Annotated in this window: 17 protein-coding genes; 15 read left to right on the top strand and 2 right to left on the bottom strand. The window is 36.9% G+C overall.

Translation table 11 applies throughout. The features are described from left to right. Nucleotides 1-19: 19 nt before the first annotated feature. The 8 genes from MKX96_RS15220 (at nt 20) to MKX96_RS15185 (ending at nt 7,169) form a co-directional block, all read left to right on the top strand. Nucleotides 20-514, top strand: a complete 495-nt coding sequence (locus MKX96_RS15220) for a TRAP transporter small permease (RefSeq protein WP_251552732.1) — start codon at nt 20-22, stop codon at nt 512-514. Next, nucleotides 511-1,800: a TRAP transporter large permease gene (locus MKX96_RS15215; protein WP_340884860.1), complete on the top strand. Its 1,290-nt coding sequence runs from the start codon at nt 511-513 to the stop codon at nt 1,798-1,800. Before MKX96_RS15220 ends, MKX96_RS15215 begins: the two co-directional genes overlap by 4 nt. A 21-nt stretch (nt 1,801-1,821) precedes the next feature. Further along, nucleotides 1,822-2,985 (top strand): aminotransferase class I/II-fold pyridoxal phosphate-dependent enzyme, encoded by a 1,164-nt coding sequence (locus MKX96_RS15210; RefSeq protein ID WP_340884857.1) that lies wholly within the window; start codon nt 1,822-1,824, stop codon nt 2,983-2,985. Nucleotides 2,986-3,015: 30 nt separating this feature from the next. Continuing rightward, complete coding sequence (locus tag MKX96_RS15205) at nt 3,016-4,083, top strand: hypothetical protein (RefSeq protein WP_251552735.1); 1,068 nt, start codon at nt 3,016-3,018, stop codon at nt 4,081-4,083. Between the two features lie 120 nt (nt 4,084-4,203). Continuing rightward, nucleotides 4,204-4,818: a pyroglutamyl-peptidase I gene (pcp, locus tag MKX96_RS15200; RefSeq protein ID WP_340884853.1), complete on the top strand. Its 615-nt coding sequence runs from the start codon at nt 4,204-4,206 to the stop codon at nt 4,816-4,818. After that, nucleotides 4,808-5,551, top strand: a complete 744-nt coding sequence (pxpB, locus tag MKX96_RS15195; protein ID WP_340884850.1) for a 5-oxoprolinase subunit PxpB — start codon at nt 4,808-4,810, stop codon at nt 5,549-5,551. The genes pcp and pxpB overlap by 11 nt, the downstream gene beginning before the upstream one ends. Further along, nucleotides 5,551-6,315, top strand: a complete 765-nt coding sequence (locus tag MKX96_RS15190; RefSeq protein WP_340886071.1) for a LamB/YcsF family protein — start codon at nt 5,551-5,553, stop codon at nt 6,313-6,315. Before pxpB ends, MKX96_RS15190 begins: the two co-directional genes overlap by 1 nt. After that, the gene (locus MKX96_RS15185; protein ID WP_340884847.1) at nt 6,312-7,169 is read left to right on the top strand and encodes a 5-oxoprolinase subunit C family protein; all 858 of its coding nucleotides are present in this window, start codon (nt 6,312-6,314) and stop codon (nt 7,167-7,169) included. Before MKX96_RS15190 ends, MKX96_RS15185 begins: the two co-directional genes overlap by 4 nt. A gap of 369 nt (nt 7,170-7,538) precedes the next feature. Here MKX96_RS15185 and MKX96_RS15180 read toward each other — a convergent pair whose 3' ends face one another. Continuing rightward, nucleotides 7,539-8,453 (bottom strand): LCP family glycopolymer transferase, encoded by a 915-nt coding sequence (locus MKX96_RS15180; RefSeq protein ID WP_340884845.1) that lies wholly within the window; start codon nt 8,451-8,453, stop codon nt 7,539-7,541. Nucleotides 8,454-8,636: 183 nt separating this feature from the next. Between MKX96_RS15180 and MKX96_RS15175 the strand changes: the two genes are divergently transcribed. Continuing rightward, nucleotides 8,637-10,370 (top strand): methyl-accepting chemotaxis protein, encoded by a 1,734-nt coding sequence (locus MKX96_RS15175; RefSeq protein ID WP_340884844.1) that lies wholly within the window; start codon nt 8,637-8,639, stop codon nt 10,368-10,370. 231 nt (nt 10,371-10,601) lie between these two features. Here the strand turns inward: MKX96_RS15175 and secA are convergent, their stop codons facing one another. Beyond that, entirely contained in the window at nt 10,602-12,971 is a 2,370-nt protein-coding gene (gene secA, locus MKX96_RS15170; protein ID WP_340884842.1) for a preprotein translocase subunit SecA, read from the bottom strand. 162 nt (nt 12,972-13,133) lie between these two features. Between secA and MKX96_RS15165 the strand changes: the two genes are divergently transcribed. The 6 genes from MKX96_RS15165 (at nt 13,134) to MKX96_RS15140 (ending at nt 21,801) form a co-directional block, all read left to right on the top strand. Next, a complete protein-coding gene (locus tag MKX96_RS15165; RefSeq protein ID WP_340884840.1) occupies nt 13,134-15,473 on the top strand; it encodes a hypothetical protein in 2,340 nt (779 codons plus the stop codon). A gap of 17 nt (nt 15,474-15,490) precedes the next feature. Then, nucleotides 15,491-18,001: a phosphodiester glycosidase family protein gene (locus MKX96_RS15160; protein ID WP_340884838.1), complete on the top strand. Its 2,511-nt coding sequence runs from the start codon at nt 15,491-15,493 to the stop codon at nt 17,999-18,001. A gap of 90 nt (nt 18,002-18,091) precedes the next feature. After that, entirely contained in the window at nt 18,092-18,487 is a 396-nt protein-coding gene (locus MKX96_RS15155; RefSeq protein ID WP_298467074.1) for a hypothetical protein, read from the top strand. A gap of 220 nt (nt 18,488-18,707) precedes the next feature. After that, nucleotides 18,708-19,772, top strand: a complete 1,065-nt coding sequence (locus tag MKX96_RS15150; RefSeq protein ID WP_340884833.1) for a glycosyltransferase family 4 protein — start codon at nt 18,708-18,710, stop codon at nt 19,770-19,772. Nucleotides 19,773-19,868: 96 nt separating this feature from the next. Beyond that, nucleotides 19,869-20,984 (top strand): DegT/DnrJ/EryC1/StrS family aminotransferase, encoded by a 1,116-nt coding sequence (locus tag MKX96_RS15145; protein ID WP_340884830.1) that lies wholly within the window; start codon nt 19,869-19,871, stop codon nt 20,982-20,984. 76 nt (nt 20,985-21,060) lie between these two features. Next, the gene (locus MKX96_RS15140; RefSeq protein ID WP_340884828.1) at nt 21,061-21,801 is read left to right on the top strand and encodes a hypothetical protein; all 741 of its coding nucleotides are present in this window, start codon (nt 21,061-21,063) and stop codon (nt 21,799-21,801) included. Nucleotides 21,802-21,895: the final 94 nt, after the last annotated feature.

The raw sequence follows: 21,895 nt of genomic DNA, 5'->3' as shown, positions 1-21,895 counted from the left end.
GAGCAGGGGTGAAACGTATATGCTAAAGAAATTTGCAAGGTTCGAAGAGATATTGCTAGTACTTTCCCTTGGTTTAATGGTTGCACTTATTTTTGGTCAAGTAATAGGCAGATATGTTTTTTCCTCTGCACCAAGCTGGACAGAGGAAATGGCGAGATATATTCATATTTTCCAAGTATGGATTGGGGCAAGCTATGCAGTTAAATTAAGACAGCACATTCGCGTGGAAGCATTTATCACCCGCTTCCACGGGGTGTTTCGTCAGGTGCTTGAGATTTTATCCATAGTAATTTGGTTTGTAATGGCACTGTTTTTAGCTGTGTTTGGTACAGAGCTTGTTTTAAGTAGTATTAATCATGGACAACTGGCTCCAGCTATGCAAATACCAATTTGGATTCCGTATTTAGCTATACCACTTGGTGGGATTGGGATGGCTATTCGGTTAGTCATTCAAGTAAAAGAAGTGATACGTGGCAATTACGAAAAACCTAAGGAAGAGGAGATTATGCTATGACAGTAGCTCTTTTGTTCGGTACACTGTTTATTTGCCTTTTAATTGGAGTTCCTATTGCTATCTCTTTAGGTGTTTCCGCACTAGTTGCCATTTATTTTGGTTCTAATCTTCCACTCGGTATTATAGCCCAAAAAGCATTTACATCCTTGGATTCATTCCCGCTATTAGCAATTCCTTTCTTTATGCTGGCTGGAGTACTAATGAGTAAAGGCGGAGTTTCTAAAAGATTGCTGGACGTAGCTACTGCTTTAGTAGGTTGGATAGTAGGGGGATTGTCTCTAGTAACCATAGTAGCATCCATGTTTTTTGCGGCTATTTCGGGATCAGGACCTGCAACTGTAGCTGCAATTGGCGGTTTTATGATTCCAGAAATGAAAAACAAAAAGTATGACGGAGGATATGCAGCGGCTGTATCCGCTTCAGCAGGATCTATAGGCGTCATTATTCCACCTAGTATTCCATTTGTGTTGTATGGGGTAATAGGAAGCGTATCTGTAGGAAGCATGTTCCTAGCAGGGATATTACCAGGTATTATCATTGGTATTGGTCTGATGATCACCGCGTATTTTATTGCTAAAAAACGAGGCTATAAGTCCGAGGGAACTGCCCGCTTTTCATTTAAGGATGTGTTAAAAGCTATATACGATGCCAAGTGGGCATTGCTTATCCCAGTTATTATTTTGGGTGGGATTTATGGAGGCTTCTTTTCGCCAACGGAAGCTGCTGTCGTAGCAGTGGTCTATGCTTTAATTATCGGCTTGTTTGTTTATAAGGAGCTTACATGGAAATCCGTATTTGAATGCTTCCGCGAAGCGGTTGTTATTAATGCTACTACGATGATTATTATCGGTCTTTCCGTTTCTTTTGCATATTTCATGACTTTAGAACAGGTGCCTAATGATATTTCTTCTTTCTTGACTGAATTATCTACCAATCCAATTGTCATTTTACTAGCTATTAATGTCATACTATTAATAGTAGGAATGTTTATCGATACAATATCTGCGTTAGTCATTCTAACACCGATTCTTTTGCCGATTGTTATTGCAGTCGGTGTCGATCCCATTCATTTTGGGGTAATATTAGTTACTAACTTAGCTATTGGTTTTATCACACCACCTCTTGGAGTAAACCTATTTGTAGCTTCTAGTGTTGGTAATGTGAAGTTTGAAAGAATCATAATGGCCATTATCCCATTTTTGTTCAGCATGATTGTTTGCTTAATCCTCATCACCTTCTTACCGAGTTTATCTTTATGGCTTCCAAGTATTCTAAGTAATAAATAATTGTGAAAGAAGGATAATTATATGTCTTTACAACTTAACCCACGTGCGATAGCACTTGAACAACCTGGTATTCGTCAGTTCTCGAATCAGCTCGTTAATTTCCCAAATGCAGTTAATCTAACAATAGGACAACCAGATTTCCCTACTCCGCAGGCAGTGAAGGATGCGGGAATACACGCTATTCAAAATGATTTAACTGGTTATTCTCACAATGCTGGGTTAATAGAGTTAAGAGAAGCTGTTAATAATTTTTTTACAGATAAATATGGTTTTTCCTACAACCCAACTAAAGAAATTGTCATCACAAACGGTGCGAGTGAAGCTATCGATACAGTTTTTCGAACTATTTTAGAAGAAGGCGACGAGGTTATATTGCCGGCTCCGATATACTCGGGCTATGAACCTGTTATTAAATTTTGTGGCGCTAAGATCGTTTATTTAGATACAACTAATACTGGTCTACAGCCTTCAGCAGATGAATTAGAGAAGCTTATTACAGATAAAACGAAGGCTATTTTGTTTAATAATCCTTCAAACCCTACTGGCATGGTTATTGAAAAGCAGGTAATGGATCAGCTAGTGGAAATGCTAAAGGATAAAGAGGTTTATATTGTCTCCGATGAAATTTATAGTGAGAATACATTTTTAGGAGAGCATGTTTCGTTTGCTTCCTATCCGGAGCTGCGAGACAAATTATTTTATATCCATGGGGTTTCTAAGTCGCATTCGATGACTGGCTGGAGGATTGGATTCATATTAGGTCCTGAGAAAATTATGGAGCATGTGTTAAAAGTACATCTTTACAATTCTATTTGTGCTTCTTTGCCATCACAGTACGGTGCACTAGAGGCATTAACCAATTCCAAGGACATCCCAAGCGCAATGAATATGGAGTATGTAACAAGACGTGACTATGTATATGATCGCTTGTTAAAGATGGGTCTTCCTGTCATTAAGCCGAATGGTGCATTTTATATTTTTCCTTCCATAGAACGTTTAGGTATGAAGTCTTTTGATTTTGCAACGAAGCTACTACATGAAGGTGGAGTAGCAGTAGTTCCTGGCAGTACCTTTACACCTTATGGAGAGGGCTATATTCGAATTTCCTATGCTTATTCCATGGCCGTATTAGAAGAGGGTTTAAATCGTTTAGAACGTTTTATAGAAAAAATTCAGTCCCAATGAATTCTATTACATGACGAAATGGAGAATACAATGAAAAAAGTAATTACGTATTCACTTGCACTTGGAATTTTTAGTAGTGTTATACTCGCTCCCGTAGCGAATGTACAGGCAGCGTCATTAACAAAAGCGGAAGCACTAGTTCAGAGAGCGGAGAAAGAAGCAACGGCTTTAAAATGGCAAATTTCTATTGAACATACCCAGTCTATTAAAACTCCAGATATGAAGGTATTCAATTCGACTAAATCTGCTTATCTAACGGCACAAAAAGAGATTTCCTCGATAAGTGATCCAGCTAAAAGGGCAGAATTAGAAAAAAAATTAGAGGAAACAGCCGGGATTCATTATAAACGCTCCATGGGATATGTGGATGCTATTACGTCTGGCAATAAAATTCAAAAGCTGGCTAACACTCTTCAACAAGAGTATAGAAAGGATCCAAGCTCTAAGCTTACGGAAACTGCTTATCATGCTTTATCCGAGGAAATTAGAAAGCAAGGAAAGCTTTTATATAGAGTTTATGGTAAGTCAACACGCGACGCTTTTATTACTCAATATAAGAGTCCTGCCGAACAGATGCTACTTAATGTAAAATCTGCAAAGCTAGCGAAAGGCTTAATAACTAAGCTGGACCAGGCTATCCAAAAGAAAACCAAGCAAGACTCCATTCTAAACGAATTGTTTTTAACTTTAGAATCCATAAAAGATGATACGATGTATTATCGACTATTTGAAGAATACAGCAAGGTCATGCGAAAGGACATAAATTTTGTTGCACAAGAAAAAGACTTCAACATTTATTTTGGTCAAATGAACCAACTGATCAATAAAAAAGATGTAACGGGAGTTTTCTCGTTATACGGTAAGGATTTTCCTGACTATGAATTTTTAAAAGAGGATATTCAAACTTCCTTCAATGAAAATGATACAAAGTTCGAACTGGTAAACGTTTATGTCTACTCCATCATTAGTGGCTATGCCTATGTGGAAGTTGAGGACCTTGCTACTACAGGAAATAAGAAGGAATCTATTTTAAATGTATATCTATTGAAAAAAGAAAATAAGGAATGGAAAATTGTCGATATTTTTACTCCTTACTAACTATTTTCTTCAAACAACCAACGAGAGAAAACTTGTTGGTTGTTATTTTTTGCTCCAAGAATGTTAAACTAAATGATATGAAAATTCAATTAAATTAATAGAGTCAATAGGAGGAGTAGAATGAAAACATTGTTATTAACAGGATTTGAACCGTTTTTACAGCTTACTGTCAATCCAACTATGAAAATTGTGGAACAGTTAAATGGTTTAGAGATTAATGGTCATAGGATTGTTGGTAAGATCCTACCGGTAGATTTTCGTGCCTCTGGTAAGGAGCTACTTCAATTACTGGAAGCAGAAAAGCCAGACGTACACATATCTTTAGGCTTAGCAGCTGGCAGGTATAAAATTACTCCTGAGAGAGTTGCTATCAATGTACAAGATGGGGATGTAGACAACAAAGGAAATAGGCCCGTTGATGAAGTGATCCAGGCAAACGGAGAACCGGGTTATTTCTCTACGTTGCCAATTCGAAAAATGGTGGAAAAGCTAATCCAAAATGGTTTTCCTGCTGAAATTTCTAATACAGCAGGAACCTACCTTTGTAATAATGTCATGTATGAAGCACTACATTATGCACAGAAGTCCAATAATAAACTGATTTCGGGGTTCATCCATATTCCGGCATCTCATGAACTAGCGATTGCACATGGGAAAATTCCGAGCTGGTCTCATGAGGACTTGAAAAATAGTATTATCACTTGTATTGGTGCGTTAGAACATCATGACAATTGAAATGCCAACTTTTTTTAGAACAGGGGAGAGGACTTTACGTTTTAGTTTTAAAGAGACTATAAGTCAAGAAGTATGGAGTCAAGTACATTTCTTTGCTGAAATGGTTTCATTAGAATGGAATCATCTTATAGAGGAAGTGGTGCCAAGCTATCATACAATTACGGTGTTTTTTATTGATTCGTCGGCATTAGACAAAGTCGATATTAATGAATTCTTATTCCAATGGCAGCATAAAAATTTAGCTTTAGAAAAAATGCCAACTAGATTAGTACATATTCCCGTTTGTTACGAGGAGCCGTATTCGTTAGATATGGATAGAATAGCTTCTTTAAATGGTCTTTCTTCCAAACAGATTATTCAGCTTCACACACAACCATTATATACCGTATATATGATTGGATTTTTACCCGGTTTTCCTTATTTAGGAGAGTTACATAAAAGCCTTTGCATTTCTCGCCTAGACAAGCCTAGAAGTATAGTACCAAAAGGCTCTGTTGGAATTGGAGGAAATCAAACAGGCATTTATCCCTTAGAATCACCAGGAGGATGGAACATTATTGGAAGAACACCTTTGGAGCTCTATTCGGCTTTTAGAAATGACCATTTTCTATTAAGAGCAAGAGATTTAATTAGATTTTTTCCCATTTCAATACATGAATATGAAGAGATAGCTAGTGAGTTAAAACAAGATTCTCTTGCTATGAAACGTTTTGTAGAGGAGTTGTCTAAATGATAACAATTGATATAAATGCGGATGTAGGGGAAAGCTTTGGAGCCTTTAGCGTAGGGGAAGACCAGGAATTATTTAAAGTGATTACTTCAGCTAATATTGCTTGTGGATTCCACGCGGGAGATTTTTCGGTAATGAACCGAACAGTAAAGGAAGCTAAGAAAAATAATTTATCCATTGGTGCTCACCCAGGTTTTCCAGACCTGCAAGGATTTGGACGTAGGAATATGATAATGTCACCCGAAGAAATCTATGAGATGGTTATCTATCAAGTTGGGGCCTTAAAGGCTTTCTGTCAGCTTCATCATGTACGACTTAGGCATGTAAAGCCACATGGTGCTCTTTACAATATGGCTGCAAAAGATTCCTCTGTTGCTAAAGCAATTGCGCAGGCGACGTTTGATATGGAACCAGACTTGATTTTATATGGGTTATGCAACAGTGAACTAATAGATGCGGGAAAAATGATAGGTCTTCAAACTGCACAGGAGGCTTTTGCCGATCGCCTTTATGATGAGGATGGGCAGCTAGTTAACCGAACAGAGCCAAATGCTATTTTGACTACTGATGAAGATATCGTTACGCAGGTTTTACGAATCGTAAAAGATCGACAAGTAAAGACCAAGTCTGGGGATAGTATAAGAATCCATGCTAATACCTTGTGCTTTCATGGCGATGGCAAAAATGTCTCGGCAGTCGTTAGGAAAGTTAGAAAAGTCCTAGAGGAAAACAATGTGAGGATTGCACCTTTGGAGTTGGGAATATGAAGGCGCTTTTTAAAGTTATAAAAGAGGGGGTTTACGCATCCTATCAGGATTTAGGCAGACCAGGGTATCGGAAATTTGGGATGCCTGTTGCTGGACCGATGGATAAATATGCTTTTCAAATGGGGAATAAAATTGTATCCAACTCTCCAAACTCCTTAGCATTAGAACTATTTTTAGGTGGCTTATCACTGGAAGTTTTAGATACTCATAAATTAGTTATCAGTGGGGCGAATCTGGAAGCTACGCTAGATGGAAACCCCGTGGAGCTATGGACATCATTTCTAGTCATCAAAGGTCAAATCCTATCCTTTAATAGTCCAAGTAAAGGAAGTATTGCTTACATAATTCCACAAGGAGGATTTTGTGCGGACGAGGTGATGAACAGTAGTTCAGCATATCCAAGAGCAGATATTGGATATGTACTGAAGCCAAACATGATTTTATATGGGAGGGATACTTCGTTTACAAAAAGACGTTCTCGATTAATACCGTCTCTTATTCCTGTTTATGAAAATGAAGTGACTGTTAATGTTTGGAAAAGTCCTCATTTGGCTTTATTTGAAACGAGCAGTATCGATACTTTTTTTAGTTCGATTTATACATATAAATCCGGGAATCGGATGGGATATTATTTAGATGGCCCTGAGCTAAAGTTCGTCTCTAAAGGCGATATTCTATCGGAGGCAACCCAGTTTGGTACTATTCAAATTACTAATAATGGTCAGCCGGTTGTTTTAATGGCAGATGCACATACGGTTGGTGGATATGCAACTATAGGAAAAGTTGCAGATGATGATTTGTGGAAGTTTTCACAGTTAAGGATAGGTGGAAAGGTCAGCTTTCAAGGGATATAGTGATGAGGATTGACATAATTACACTTAGCAGTTGTGTGTTTTATGACAATCCTTTTAAGAGTATGCATGAATCAATTTCATAAATAGTCCTTACAGATTGAACACGAACATTTTCTATTTATTGATTGAATCGGCAGGCGGCGACTCCGGTGGGATGAGTGAGATAGATAAGACATCACAACCACGCGCGTTAGTGATGGGTGAAGGCTTATCGCTCACCCCACGGAAAGCGTCCGACAAAGCGTAAATCAATTCTAATCTATCCCTTAAAAACAGGTTAATATTCTTGATCTTTTATTAATTGTTCGTATTTTTACATATTAAAAGGAATTATGAAATTGATACGCATATATATTGTTAAAGGAAGTTTCAATGCATTTCTAAATGTAGTTTTATTTCCTCGGAAATTTTTTTTAATTCATTCTCGTTCATCATATAATACCAAATTCCATCCTTTAGTTCTCCAGCACCCTCTTCAAAGGTTAAAGTTTCAATCGTATTTATACTTTTTTTATAATCTTTTTGTATATCTAGCATCTGCTCGAAGGTCATATTGGTTTGTATATTTTCTTCAATAATTAGGAGGAGTTCCTTATGCCTTAGGAGTAGATTGAAGTTTGCGCCCTTTTTTAGAAGAGATTGAATTACTTGTTTTTGACGATGTTGTCTTCCAAAATCTCCTTGTGGATCATCTTTGCGCATTCTCACATAATCTAGCGCCTGCTCTCCCTGTAATCTAATTTTTCCCTCAAGAAAGGTATGGCCAAACACTTCAAAGGTCGTTTCATTTACAACATCTACTCCACCTACAAAGTCCACGATGTCTTGGAAACCTTCCATATCAATTTTGACGACATAATCAATTGGGACGTGCAGTAGATTTTCTACTGTATTCACTGTCATTTCTATATCCCCAAATGCATAAGCATGATTGATTTTGTCATGTATACCTAACCCTATAATTTCTGTATAAGTATCGCGAGGAATACTCACCATTTTAATAGATTCACTAGTAGGGTTTACTGTTAGAAGAAGAAGTGTATCTGACCGTCCTTTATCACCATCTCTTTTATCCACACCCAATATCAATAGAGAAAAAGGAGTCTTCTGCTGTAACTCAATTTTTTCCTTTCGAAGGGTGGAAACTTCTCTTAATTCAGGTTCGTGTATTTCTTGTAGAGTTGTCGTAATATCCTTGTGAATATTTTGTACATAGAAAAATAGAGCAACTCCAATACAGAGTAAAAAAAATACAATGGACAAAATAATATTTTTTTTGGACATGAAAAACTTCTCCTTGCTCCTAAATAAATTTCTTCATGTAACAATATATGAGATAAGACTTTGTTCATTCCCTTTTTATTATTTTATCATTTATTAATGATATTTATATGCTTAAATGTGATAATTATCACATTTTAATTAAAATATTATAGGTATAATTAATCAAAAAGGGAGTGTTATTATATGCGTGGTTCTGTGAAAAGTAAACTTTTAGTCCTAGCTTTAATCGTTATATTACTACCTTTATCAATACTAGGTCTCAAGAATTATTTGTTAGCTAAAAAAGAATTTGATGAATTAGGGAAAATGGGGATTCAAAATGGTACCTATGCAATATTGGATTTAATTGATGAGTTGAATAAAGAGGTAGAAAAAGGCGTTATAACAATTGAAGAAGCAAAAGCACGAGTTGCAGATAAAATTATCGGTCCTTTAAAGGAGGACAATAAACGTTCTATCACTAATCCGGCAAGCTACGGGAAGAATTTCTATTATTATGTTATGGATGATAAAGGCAACTTATTAGTACACCCCAACCTGGAAGGGGAAAATATATATGATAACCAGTCGGAGGATGGTCAGTATTTTATAAGGGATATTATAAAAAAAGCATTAAATGGTGGGGGATATGTGTCTTATAAATGGCCACTTCCTAGTGACGAAGCGCAAGTGGAACCCAAAATTACATATAGTATAGAAGATCCTAATTGGGGTTGGGTAATTGTAGCAGGTACATATGAAATGGACTTTAATAAAGCTGCACATACCATGTTATTTACAACCATTGCGACCATTTTTATAGCCCTCCCGTTAGGGTTAGGAGTATTTTGGTATTTTGCTAGAAAAATGACATCTTACTTAAAGAAGATAATGGTTTTGACCATGGATATATCTGATGGAAAGCTTAGTGGAAATGAGATACCAATAGAAACAAGGGATGAGTTAGGTCAGCTTGCATTAAATGTGAATACTATGAAGAATAGTTTAGAGGAAATGGTGAGTCAAACAAAATTATCTTCAGACCATATGAAAGGCTCCTCTGAAATGCTGAGTGCTGTAATAGAAGAAACTACGGCAGCTGCAGATGAAATTTCACATGTTATTACAGAAATCTCTAAAGGGGCAGTTATACAAGCAGAGGAAGCAGAAGTAGCTTCTGATAAAGTAAATGATTTGTCTACAGTTATTGAGAAAACACTTAAGCAATATAATGAAATTATTGTAGGGGTTAGTCAAATGACAAGCGTACAAGAAAATGGTTTATCGAACATAAACGCCTTGACTACAAATACTGATAGACTGCAAGCAGTTATGGATGTCCTCCAGTCTACTTTTACTCAACTTACTGATCGTATGGGACAGATATCTCAAATTGTTCAGAGTATTAATGATATATCTGCCCAAACCAATCTACTTGCTTTGAATGCAAGTATCGAAGCTGCCAGAGCAGGAGAGCATGGAAAAGGGTTTGCGGTAGTAGCAGAGGAGGTAAGAAAGCTATCGGAAGGTACCCAAGTAGCTACAGATAGTGTACGTAATCTTTTAAAGCAAATTGAGCAGGACACACGTTTAGCAGAAGTTCAAATGACTGAAACTCAATCTATTTCAAATGAACAAATGGATTCAGTTGAGTATACAAAACAATCATTCGTTGAGCTGACTAAATCCATACAACAAATAAAAGAAGATCTTATCTATTTAAATGAAGAGATGAATATCATGTATTCTAATAGAGAAGTGGTTGTAGGGGCAATATCTAATATTGCAGCCGTTGCAGAGGAATCAGCAGCAGCAACAGAGCAAATGAATGCCTCAATTGAAGAGCAGAACAATGCTATTAATTCTATTATGAATTCAGCCCTTCAACTTCAACAGGAAGCTGAAAACATGCATGACTTGGTATCGAGATTTAAGTAAGAGATAAATGTGTTAGTATATATTCCATGTATACAAGGATAATGGGGCTACAACAGTACCTGTTATCTTTGTTTTTTTATCGAAAGAAAACGGGAATAACACCTTTAAATGAGCTATCTCTTTCTAGTTTTATTACTAGGTAAATGTTGAATCAAAAGAACAATAAAAAACTGCAGCAAGCTCAGGGGTATAACTTGAGCTTAACTGCAGTCTTAGGATGAAACTTTATCTTTACGATTCTTCCACTCTAGCACTTGCGCTATTTACTTGTAAGAAATATCTGCTGATATCTCGGAAAAAGGAGTTAAGCATATTATTGAACATGTCTAATGCATCAAAGGAATATAGTCTATAAGGATCTTCTTGTCCGTAGCCGCGAACGGAAATACCTTCTCTCAAATGGTGTAAGTTTCCTAAATGGGAAATCCAGTATCTATCTAGTGTTTCAATGTAGATGCTTTGGATGTCACTCCAAGTATCTAGATCCACATCCTTCTCTAGCACATCTAGCGCCATTCGGTAAACAACATTAAGTTCCTTTTGTAATTGTTCCTTACTTTCCACAGTGAAGTTAGAGTAATCGACTGGCTCCTTGGCAGCAAGCGTGCCGATAATTTTAATTTCATCAATTACTTCCTGATGCAAAGCAGTTTCCCCAGCTGTATCCATTTCTAAAAGATCTTTTAAGAAGTAATTTAAGCGTTCTTGAATAGCGATTTGAATTAGTGATTGCATATTTTCAATCTTTAATGCTTTTTCACGATAATTATAAATCACTTTTTGCTGATCATTGTTGACATCGTCTAATTTAAGTAAGTGTGATCTACCTGAGAAATGCATTCCTTCAATAACCTTTTGTACGTTATAGACGAATTTAGTAGGGTTAGGGGAAAGTATTAAACCATTCTCATCTGTTTTTACTTTTTTCTTATACTTTGCAAATTCTTCTTCATCATAATAGTAGAAAAGTTCGTCATCTAAGGAAACAATAAATTGTGTGCTACCAGGGTCACCTTGTCGACCACCACGGCCTCGTAGTTGCATATCGATACGAGCGCTACTATGAAGCTCAGTTCCGATAATATGTAGACCACCTAGTTCTGCCACACCTTCACCTAAAAGAATATCTGTTCCGCGGCCTGCCATATTAGTAGCTAGCATAATTTTATTCATTTGACCTGCGTTAGAAATAATCTCCGCTTCATCTTCCTCGGTCTTCGCATTTAACATGTTGTGCTTTAAGCCTTCCTCTTTAAAATAATTAGAAAGTTTCTCAGATTGTTCTATAGAGGTGGTCCCAATTAAAACAGGGCGTCCTATTTCGTGGTGTTTCTTTGTTTCTGCAATAATTTTCTTCATTTTATCTTCAGTCGATAAATAGACAACTGTCTCCATATCTATTCGCTTGTTTGGTTTGTTCGTAGGAATCTCTGTAACTCTTAAATTATACGTCTCCCAAAATTCATCACGGGATGGCATAGCACTTCCAGTCATTCCAGAGATGTGACTATACAGACGGAAATAATGTTGAATTGTAACAGAAGCCTGTGTATTGTTCTCTTCTTTGATGGAGACCTTTTCTTTAGCTTCTATCGCTTGGTGAAGACCGTCGCTATAGGTTCTTCCTTCCATTATACGTCCTGTATACTGGTCAACGATCTGTATTTTGTCGTCCTTCACAATATAATCAACATCTTTTCTCATAACTACTTTTGCACGAAGCGTCTGCATCGCTATATGTAGAAACTCTCTATGTTCGCGATCATATACATTGTCAATCCCAAAAGCCTCTTCTAAACGATCTGCACCTTCATCTAACAATACAATTTGTTTTGTTTCTGGGTAATAATCGTATTCTCTTTTGTCCTCAAACGATTCTACGACCATCTGCATAACCGGGAAGAGGTTTAAGCTTGCGTTAGACTTACCTGCAATGATTAAAGGTGTCCTTGCTTCGTCTATTAAAATACTATCTACTTCATCTATTAACGCATAGAAAAGTGGTCTTTGTACAAGCTCATCTTCTCGCTGAATCATATGGTCTCTTAAATAGTCGAATCCAAATTCTGTACCCGTTCCGTAAGTAATATCGCAATTGTATGCGGCTTGCTTTTCATCTTTTTCTAGACCAGCTACGTTAAGTCCAACGGAAAGACCAAGGAATTCAAAAAGTGGCTTCATTTGTTCGTAATCTCGAGTAGCTAAATATTCGTTTGCCGTAATAATATGGGTTCCTTTTCCGTATGCTGCCATTACGTAAGCAGGTAGTGTAGCCACTAACGTTTTACCTTCTCCTGTTTGCATCTGTGCAATTTGGGATTGTGTTAGAACAGCTCCACCCATTAGCTGAGAATCATAATGTCTCATTCCAAGCACTCGTTTGGAGGCTTCTCGAACGACAGCAAATGCTTCAATAATTAGTTCTTCTGGTGAAATCCCCTCGTTTAGCTGCTCGCGAAAAGTACTTGTATACGCTTGTAGCTCAGTGTCATTTTTTTGAGTGAATGAATCTTCTAGGGCATTTATTTTATTTACAATTTTTTTTAGCTGGTTTAACTCTATAACTTCTCCTGAAATCATTTTCTTAATAGATTGTAACATGTCTAATCTCCTATCTTTTATTTCCAATACTATTATATCATGAAACATAAGTGGTAGCATTTACTATATAAATAGCTATGATTACAATTTAGTTACATGATTATATTTAAAAAGTTTCCATATCATGTTAAAGTTAGAATAGATATGAAAGGGGTTAGAATGTTGAAAAAAATTAGTACAGCAATGCTTGCTATGGTTTTAGCAGCGCCGATGAGTAGTGTTCACGCAGAAGAGACAGTAAAAAAGCCAATGGTTGAAGTAACTGAGCAACAAGGATTAGAAGAAGCAAAAGAAGTTGTCGAAGAAAATTTAGAAGTCGATAACTCGGAAGAATGGCTAGACGACATTATAGAAGAAAAGCCAGTGGAAGAAGTAATTGAGGAAGGCTATGAAAATTTAGGTCCAATGATTTTTAAAGCTTCAGCTGTATCTTCTAAAATTGCAGCAAATAACGAGGGCGACTATTTTATTTACTACATCATGCATGGCTCTCCAGCGGCACTAGTTGTCGTAGACTATTCGTCAAAAGAAATCTTACATACGTTTACGTTAGAAGATTCGAAAAGTGCATGGGGCTTGGATGTAGATGAAAATGGAAAGCTTTGGATTGGTGGGTCGGTGTCGAGTGTTCTTTATAGCTATGACCCAAATGAGGAAGTGTTTGAAAAGCATGGAGCCATTTTTTCAAATAAAAGCGACACATCTATTCAAGATTTAATCGTTTCTGGTAATAAGGTATATGCAGGATCCGCATATGGTGGGTCATTAGTGGCTTTTGACACAGAAACAAAGGAAATAGAGGAATTTGGCCAAATTCGTAAGCGTAAAGAATTTGTAAAAGCTATCGTTGCTGATGAAGAAAAAGATGAAATTTACGTATCTATTGGATCACCAATGGATTTACTAGTAAAAAAGCCGAACACAAAAAATTTCACTTCCTTTTTGCCAGCAAAATACATGTCTGAAAAGTATGCACAAGACTTAGTTTTGACAGATGACTATATCATTGCTAGATTACACCCATCAAATATGGCTGTTATTTTTGACCGTAAAACTTTAAAAATAGTAGACGAATTTGAATTGAGCTCAAAAACAGTGTCCGTAGTCTCTCCAAATGGAGAAGGTATTTACTATACTAAGGGACAACAATTGATTAAATATGAGTTTGAGACAAAGCTCCATACAGAACTTGGTGTTTATCTGCCGAAAGGTACCGAAGCTATTAATCTAGATTTCATCGTAAAGAATCCTGGGGTTCCTAAAGAAGATGGGGTAGATAACGAGGTAGAAAATCTACTTCCAGGTACAGATACTCCACTTAAAGTAGAATCTGGTGTGAAAAATACAGAGGTTATAGTGTCTAAACCCGTTGTGCCGGTAAAAGATCCTTCTATTAAAGAAGAAAAAGGGTCAAATGGTGATCAGGTTATAGTTCCCGAAGAGCCAGTAGAAGAACCAAAAGAATGGATTCTATCAGGGATGGTTGATAATCTAGGTCAAATTTTCGAGTACAATCCACGAACTGGAGATTTACAATACCATAACTTTAATTTACCAGAACAGCCTGTAGAGCTTTACACACTTGCTTCTAGCTCAGATGGGAAACATATTTATGCAAATGGTTATATGTCAGGTGGCCTTGGCGTATACAACGTAGCAACAGGGAACAAGGAATTATACCGTAACATTAGCCAAGTAGAATCTATGTTTGAGATTAATAACAAGCTTTATATTGGTGCCTATCCATTAGCGAGATTATTAGTATATGATCGTGCCATTCCATGGGGAACTGGAAATCCAGCTGAAGTAATTAGAATGAGTTCTCATGGTCAAGAGCGTTCAACAGCTGTAGCAGCATACAATGGTGGAAAAGAAATCATTCTTGGAACTCTTCCGGACACGAGTGTAGGAGGAGGTGCGTTAGTCTTTTACGATACGACTAACAAAGAAACCGATATTTACGAGAATTATATTTATAACCAAAGCATCGTTTCATTAGTTAGCAGAGGAACTCAAGTATTTGGTGGAACTTCTATACACGCAAACCAACAAGTGAATCCTAGGGGAGCAAGGTTATTCTATTTTGACCGATTCGATCCTGAAGCTAAGAAATATATCCATCTACCATTTAGCTCAAGTATGATTACTAGTTTAATAGTAGATAAAGAGAATTTTGTCTGGGGAATGGCTGATGGAAAGCTCTTTAAATATAAGGATGAATGGACAGATATTAAGACAGCAGAGCTATTACCTTTGATATCAGGTCGATTCCGTAATGCTCAAATTTTAGAGGGTGTAGATGGTTACATTTACGGAAGTGTGGAAGGTAAGCTATTCCGTGCAACGAAAGACACTTTACAGGTTGAATGGTTAAAGGATAAAGGTGTTTATGGACTGGAGCAGGACTTAAACGGAAACCTATATTATTACGATGGAAGCAATCTATGGAGATACACGATTGAAAAAAATCGTGGAAAACAAGCTGAAACAGCTGGGAAATGAAGGAGAATTTAATAAAAATGAAACGAAAATTGCTATACCTTTTTGTCGTTTTTGCAGTGGTCACGAGTTCACTATTCCAACCAAGTCAAGTAGAAGCGCAAGCAACGAAAGTGTATTGGGACGGTATTTTAATGGTTCCAGGTCAAGTGGGAAAAATTAAAGTAGTAAAACCGATCAACCTATGGAAACGCACATCTAGTGGTCTAGTGTTTGAAAAAGTTCTGAAGCCAGGTGAACAATACCGTGTCTATCGATATGATGATTTATACGGTGGACAATATGGGCTTGGTGGAGGAATGTATATTACTAAAATGGCGGGATATGTGGAATATAAAACACCGTCTAAAGCTAAGCTTAGAGAATTAGAGAATGCGCAAGGTGGGGCACCAGTTAGCCCCCCTGTAGGAAATCCTACTTCTAACTTATTTCCAAAAGAAGCTATACCTACACTTTCTATCGGTAAGGTAGCTGCCCAGGCAATTACTCAAATAGCTCCAGGGGTAAGGAAAAAACTGATAGACATTGATGGGGCACTAGGAGCTCAAAAGCTTTTTGTTATTGATTACGATGGGAAAACTTCCAACATTCAAATGAAAGCAGAGCTTGCGAAGGATCAAATAGTTGGGTTTGAAACAACTTCCTCACAAGCAAATAGTGTTCCGCAAAATGATTCTTATCATGTTGTAGCAGGAGTTAACGGTGATTATTTTGATAAAACAGGTCAACCGGTGGATTTAATGATGATTGATGGATCTATAGTAGCTACACCGCAAACAGCGTTAAGCGATTTAGCTGTACTTGGCATTACTTCTAATAAGAAAGCTATCATTGGTGCACCTCAAGTTTCTATGAACCTTTCAGTAAATGGGACATCCTATCCTATTAATTCGGTTAATAGAAAAAGATTAGCAGATCATCTCGTTGTCTATACTAGAGACTTTGCTCCAACAACAAGCACTAATGAGCTTGGCACCGAAGTTCGTGTGAAAATCGACTCAGGTAAGCTAAACGGTGGTGAAACACTTGCTGGTACGGTTACCGAAGTGATATCTAGTGTTGGAAATGCTGCTTTAAATACGAATGAAATTATTTTGTCAGGTCATCATTTTGCTAGCGATTTCTTAAAGGGAATTAATGTAGGTGACCAAATTGAAATATCTACTAAATTTACTCCAGCCGAATGGAATGATGTTCGAGAGGCTGTAAGTGGTAGATATCATTTAGTTAAAAATGGAGCACTACAAACGATTAAAGTAGCAGGTATTGCACCAAGGACAGCGGTTGGAGTTCGAAAAGATGGTAGTCTATTCACTGCTGTAATTGATGGAAGAACTACTCAAAGTAAAGGTCTTTCCCTACAAAATACTGCAAAGCTGATGAAAGATCTTGGAGCTAACTATGCTATGACCTTTGATGGAGGTGGTTCCTCTACGGTAGTAGTAAGAGAGCTTGGTAACACGAAAGTGACTGTAGCCAATACTCCTTCCGATGGATACGAGCGATCAGTAGCTAACTCGCTTCTCTTTGTGAGTACGTATAAAACAGGTCCTGCGGTAACTATTTCACCAGCATCTAACGTACTTGAAGTATTCCAAGGGGCGTCTTATACGAATCTATCAGTTCCTGTAAAGGGACTTGACCAATATATGAACCCAGTCGCAATTTCAGGAAATGGAAAAGTTACTTCTACTATATTGTCCACTGTAAATGGTAAGCAGGTTGTCAATGCAAAACCAGGGTCTTATGCAGGAATGGTTACTTATGAAGGTAAGACTACTAATATACAGTTAAGAGTAACAAACACTATAGACAGTATTAAAGCAACTGAAAATTATTTGCAATTAGCGAAAGGTCAGGCCGTTCAGCTTTCCGTAAGTGGGATTAAAAATGGACAAGCAGTTTTAACGGATGCTAGTGCATTTACATTTAGTAGTACTGTAGGTACTGTTCAAGCGAATGGTAAGTACACAGCACCAAACAAAGATGGAATCGGAACGATTACTGTAAAGTACGGAAATAAGTCTTTAACTATTCCTGTTATTGTAGGTGAGGTCGCACCAACTATTTTAGAGTCGTTTAACAAAGGTATCTTTAACTATGAAGCTACTAGCGATAAAGCTAAAAGTGTTTCCGTAACGTCCGTCGCTAATGATAGAGATGGGTCAAAGGCTATCAAGTTAACTTATGATTTTAAAGACACTACTGGTACTTCAGGAGCTTATATTAATGCTAAAACGCACCTTACAATCAGCACACCGTTAAAGAAAATAGGAATGTGGGTCAAAGGTGACGGTAAAGGTAACTGGTTAAGATCTCAAGTAGTTGATGCTACTGGTAAAACGGTTCAATTGGACTTTGATAAAAATGTAACTTGGACCGATTGGAGATTTGTTACAGCTAATGTTCCTGCTGGACTTTCTTATCCATTGAAAATGGATCTTCCTGTCCGTTATATGCAAACAGAGAATGCTAAAAAAACAAATGGTGAAATCATCATCGATGACATTCAAGCTATATATAAAGACTAAAAATGAGTATATAGTAGTAGGTGTTGCGAAGCATTTTAATGTATGATAACGTATTAAGTATGGATTTTGGTAAACTTTGGAGGGAAGTACATGGCTGCAGAAGAAAAAGGGAAAGAGAATAATATTGTAGGAAATGCTCAGAAAGTAATAGGGTTTTATAAGAGACAGGCTTGGGCAGCAAAGGTTTTTGAGAAAATTGAACAGGACTCCATAGTTCAAGACGGCAAAGATATTGTGCTAGCATCCTCTATTATTCAATCAAATAATAATTTATATTTTCCGGCTTTTATGCGTATTAACATGAAGGAAAATGGTAAGGTAGTAGGAGCTTATATGATTCAAGAGGAAGAAGATAGTTTTAGCCTATTACCTTTAGAGATCTTGTTAGAGGAACCAGAAATGCAAGAAATGCTTCCCTTCAAGTATCGGACACTAGAAAAAATCGAGGGAGACAGTTTACAAGTCAACTGGCCTGAGTTCTCGTAATATAGTACTAGAAAAAATAAAGCTTTTTACAAGAATAGAAAGGACTGATTTTTGCTCATACTAAAGCGAAAAGTCAGTCTTTTCTTTCTTTATATTAAATTTGGTTACTAAGCTAGTTTTATAGTATAATCATTAATTGAAGAAACTTTCATGTCGTTAGTTCGTCTATTTTGTAGAACCTAGCGGCTAAAAAGAAAATAAAAAAACAAGGATGATATTTTTGGATATAAAATTACTTCTTGCTTTTATCATATCTATGGCCACGGCAATCGCAGTTACCCCTTTAGTAATTAAGTTTGCACACATAATTGGGGCTGTGGATAAACCTTCTGAAAGAAAAGTTCATCAAAAAGTGATGCCTCGCTTAGGCGGACTTGCAATTTTTATAGCAGTAACAGTTGGTTATTTCGTTGCGGGATTGTATGAAGCAAAGATTACTGGGATTATTGTAGGTGCACTGATTATTATCGTGCTTGGTATTATAGACGATAAATATGAGATCTCTGCAAAAATTAAGTTATTAGGTCAAATATTAGCAGCTTGCGCTGTTATGGGTAGCGGGTTAACAATTGAAGTTTTAAATATTCCTTTTTTAGGTGTATTTGAACTTGGTATTTTCTCTTATATAGTAACACTGTTTTGGATTCTAGCTATTACGAACGCTATCAACTTAATTGATGGATTAGATGGCTTATCAGCTGGGATATCATCAATCGTATTTGCAAGTATCGCATTTTTAGCATTTTCTGCTGATAAAATGTTAATACTTACATTGTCACTTATCTTACTAGGTAGTACGCTTGGGTTTTTATTTCATAATTTCCACCCAGCAAAAATCTTTATGGGTGATACAGGGTCTATGTTCCTTGGATACGCTATTGCTGTCCTTTCGTTATTAGGACTTTTCAAAAGCGTTACATTATTTAGTTTTGTCGTTCCTATTCTAATCTTAGGAGTACCAATTTTTGATACTTCCTTCGCTATAATTCGACGGTTAGTTAATCGTAAGCCGATATCGGTGGCAGATAAGTCTCATTTGCATCATAGATTGCTTGCACTTGGCTTGTCTCATCGTGATACCGTATTAGTAATATATGGTTTCGGTTTGATATTTAGTATATCAGCGATTACATTTGAGACACTAACTTTACGTTGGGCAATTTTTATTATTTTATTTATATTAATTGCATTTGAAATTGTTGCTGAGAAAATTGGGTTAGTGAATGATGAATATCGACCAATTATTTCTGCTTTTCAAAAAGTTGTTGGGTATAAGCGTAATTAGCCCTCTAGTAGGTAGATAAAAACTATCTAGACCACTTTAAAAAGTGGGTTGCGCTTTTCATATATTAAATAATTCATATAGGGTTGGTGTAAACAAATGAAAGTACCAATGTTAGATTTATCGGAACAATATGCATCGCTAAAAACAGAAGTTTTAGAAGCGTTAGACGGAGTTATGAGTAGCTCTGTTTTCATTCTAGGAAGCAATGTTAAAAAACTAGAAGCGGATATTGCCGAATATAGCCATGTGGCACATGGGATTGGTTGTGGGAATGGTAGTGATGCAATTCATATTGCATTACAAGCAGCAGGTATAGGTGCTGGAGATGAAGTAATTACAACTCCATTTACATTCTTTGCTACTGGTGGAGCAATCGTCAGAGCCGGTGCAACACCTGTTTATTGTGATATCGACCCTGTTTCTTTCAATATAGATCCAGCTGAGATAGAAAAGCATATTACGGACAAAACGAAGGCTATTATTCCAGTTCACCTATATGGTCAAATGGCTGATATGGTGAGCATTCGTAAAATTGCAGACAAGCATAACCTAATTGTGATTGAGGATGCTGCACAAGCAATTGGAGCTAAACAAGGTAACTTTACTGTTGGTGAATTAGGAGATGCAGCAACTTATAGCTTCTTCCCGACTAAAAACCTTGGAGCTTACGGTGATGGGGGTATGGTTGTTACCAATAATGATGATATTGCTGAGAAATCTCGCGTTATTCGTGTACACGGTAGTAAACCAAAATATTACCATGCTGTGCTTGGTTATAATAGCCGTCTGGACGAGCTTCAAGCAGCAGTATTAAATGTTAAGTTCCCTCATTTAGACACTTGGAGTGAGCAACGTAGAGCTCATGCAGATTTTTACACTCAATTGTTGAATGAAAAGGTTGGAGAATACATTAAGACACCTGTAAAGGTAGAAGGTTTCCATCATGTATTCCACCAATATACTATTTTGACAGAGCGTCGAGATGAGCTTCAAGCTTATTTAAAAGAAAATGGAGTAGATACAATGATTTATTATCCACTGCCATTACATATCCAACCGGTATTTGAAAGCTTAGGGTATAAACTAGGAGATTTCCCGAATGCAGAAAAAGCTGCAAACGAGGCACTTTCTTTACCAATGTTCCCTGAGTTAAAAGAAGAGCAACAGCAATTTGTTGTTGAAAAGATTGCTGCTTTCTTTTCTGGAAAATAATGATGTAAAAAGTAAAGGGAGACGTTTTTACGTTTCCCTTTAACTACCTTATGAATAGAATTAAAGGAGAAAAGATATGTCAGAAAATAGATCGTTTCGATTATATGATTCTCTAGAGTTTTTCTGGAGGAAAAAGATTTGGTTCATCATCATACCAGTCATTGCAGCTTTAATAGGCTACGGTGCGTCTTTCCTAGTACCAACCAACGGTAAGTATGTAGGGAAAAGTACAGTCTTCACTGGATCTGTAAAGATAGAGGCATTAACTAACCCTGATCATATTATGACTCAGTATGGTAAACATTTTACAGGGAAAACAGAAGTCTTTGTTCCAACTAGAAGTTACATAAAAACAGAGACCTATGGAGATACTGAAGAACAAGTAACGAAAGAATTAAATCAGTTTAATGAGCAACTATTAGCTGGATTAATGAACCAGCATGACAAAGTAATCGGTGGTACTGAAAAATATGCAAGCATTCAAGCAGAGCGTATTGAAACATTAAAAACCACAATAGAAGATTATAAAAAAATATTAATTGAATCTGATAATGTTACAGTAATTAACAACTTTACTACCTTATTATCTGCAGCTGAAATGGATTTAACAAATGCTTTGGCTACGGAACAAAGAGTAAGAAATGACGTCATTGCTTATGAAAAACCAAGCATTGCTGGAGAAACCAGAGTAGGACAAACAGAAACATACGGAACACAAGGAGCTATTGCAGGGTTCATCCTAGGAATCCTATTAGCAATCCTTTCCCTATCGATGTGGAAGTATCTAATCGATGCAAGAAACTATAGAAAAGCGTAAGCACCTATGTCTGCCCCGACAGGCAAATGGGGAAATACGAGGAGGCAGTTTTTCAGCCACCGCTTGTCCCCTTTGCGCTCGGGGGAAAGAAAAT

This window comes from Psychrobacillus sp. FSL W7-1493 (assembly GCF_038004905.1).
In the GTDB taxonomy this organism is placed as follows: domain Bacteria; phylum Bacillota; class Bacilli; order Bacillales_A; family Planococcaceae; genus Psychrobacillus.
This window is presented reverse-complemented; position numbering and strand designations above follow the sequence as displayed.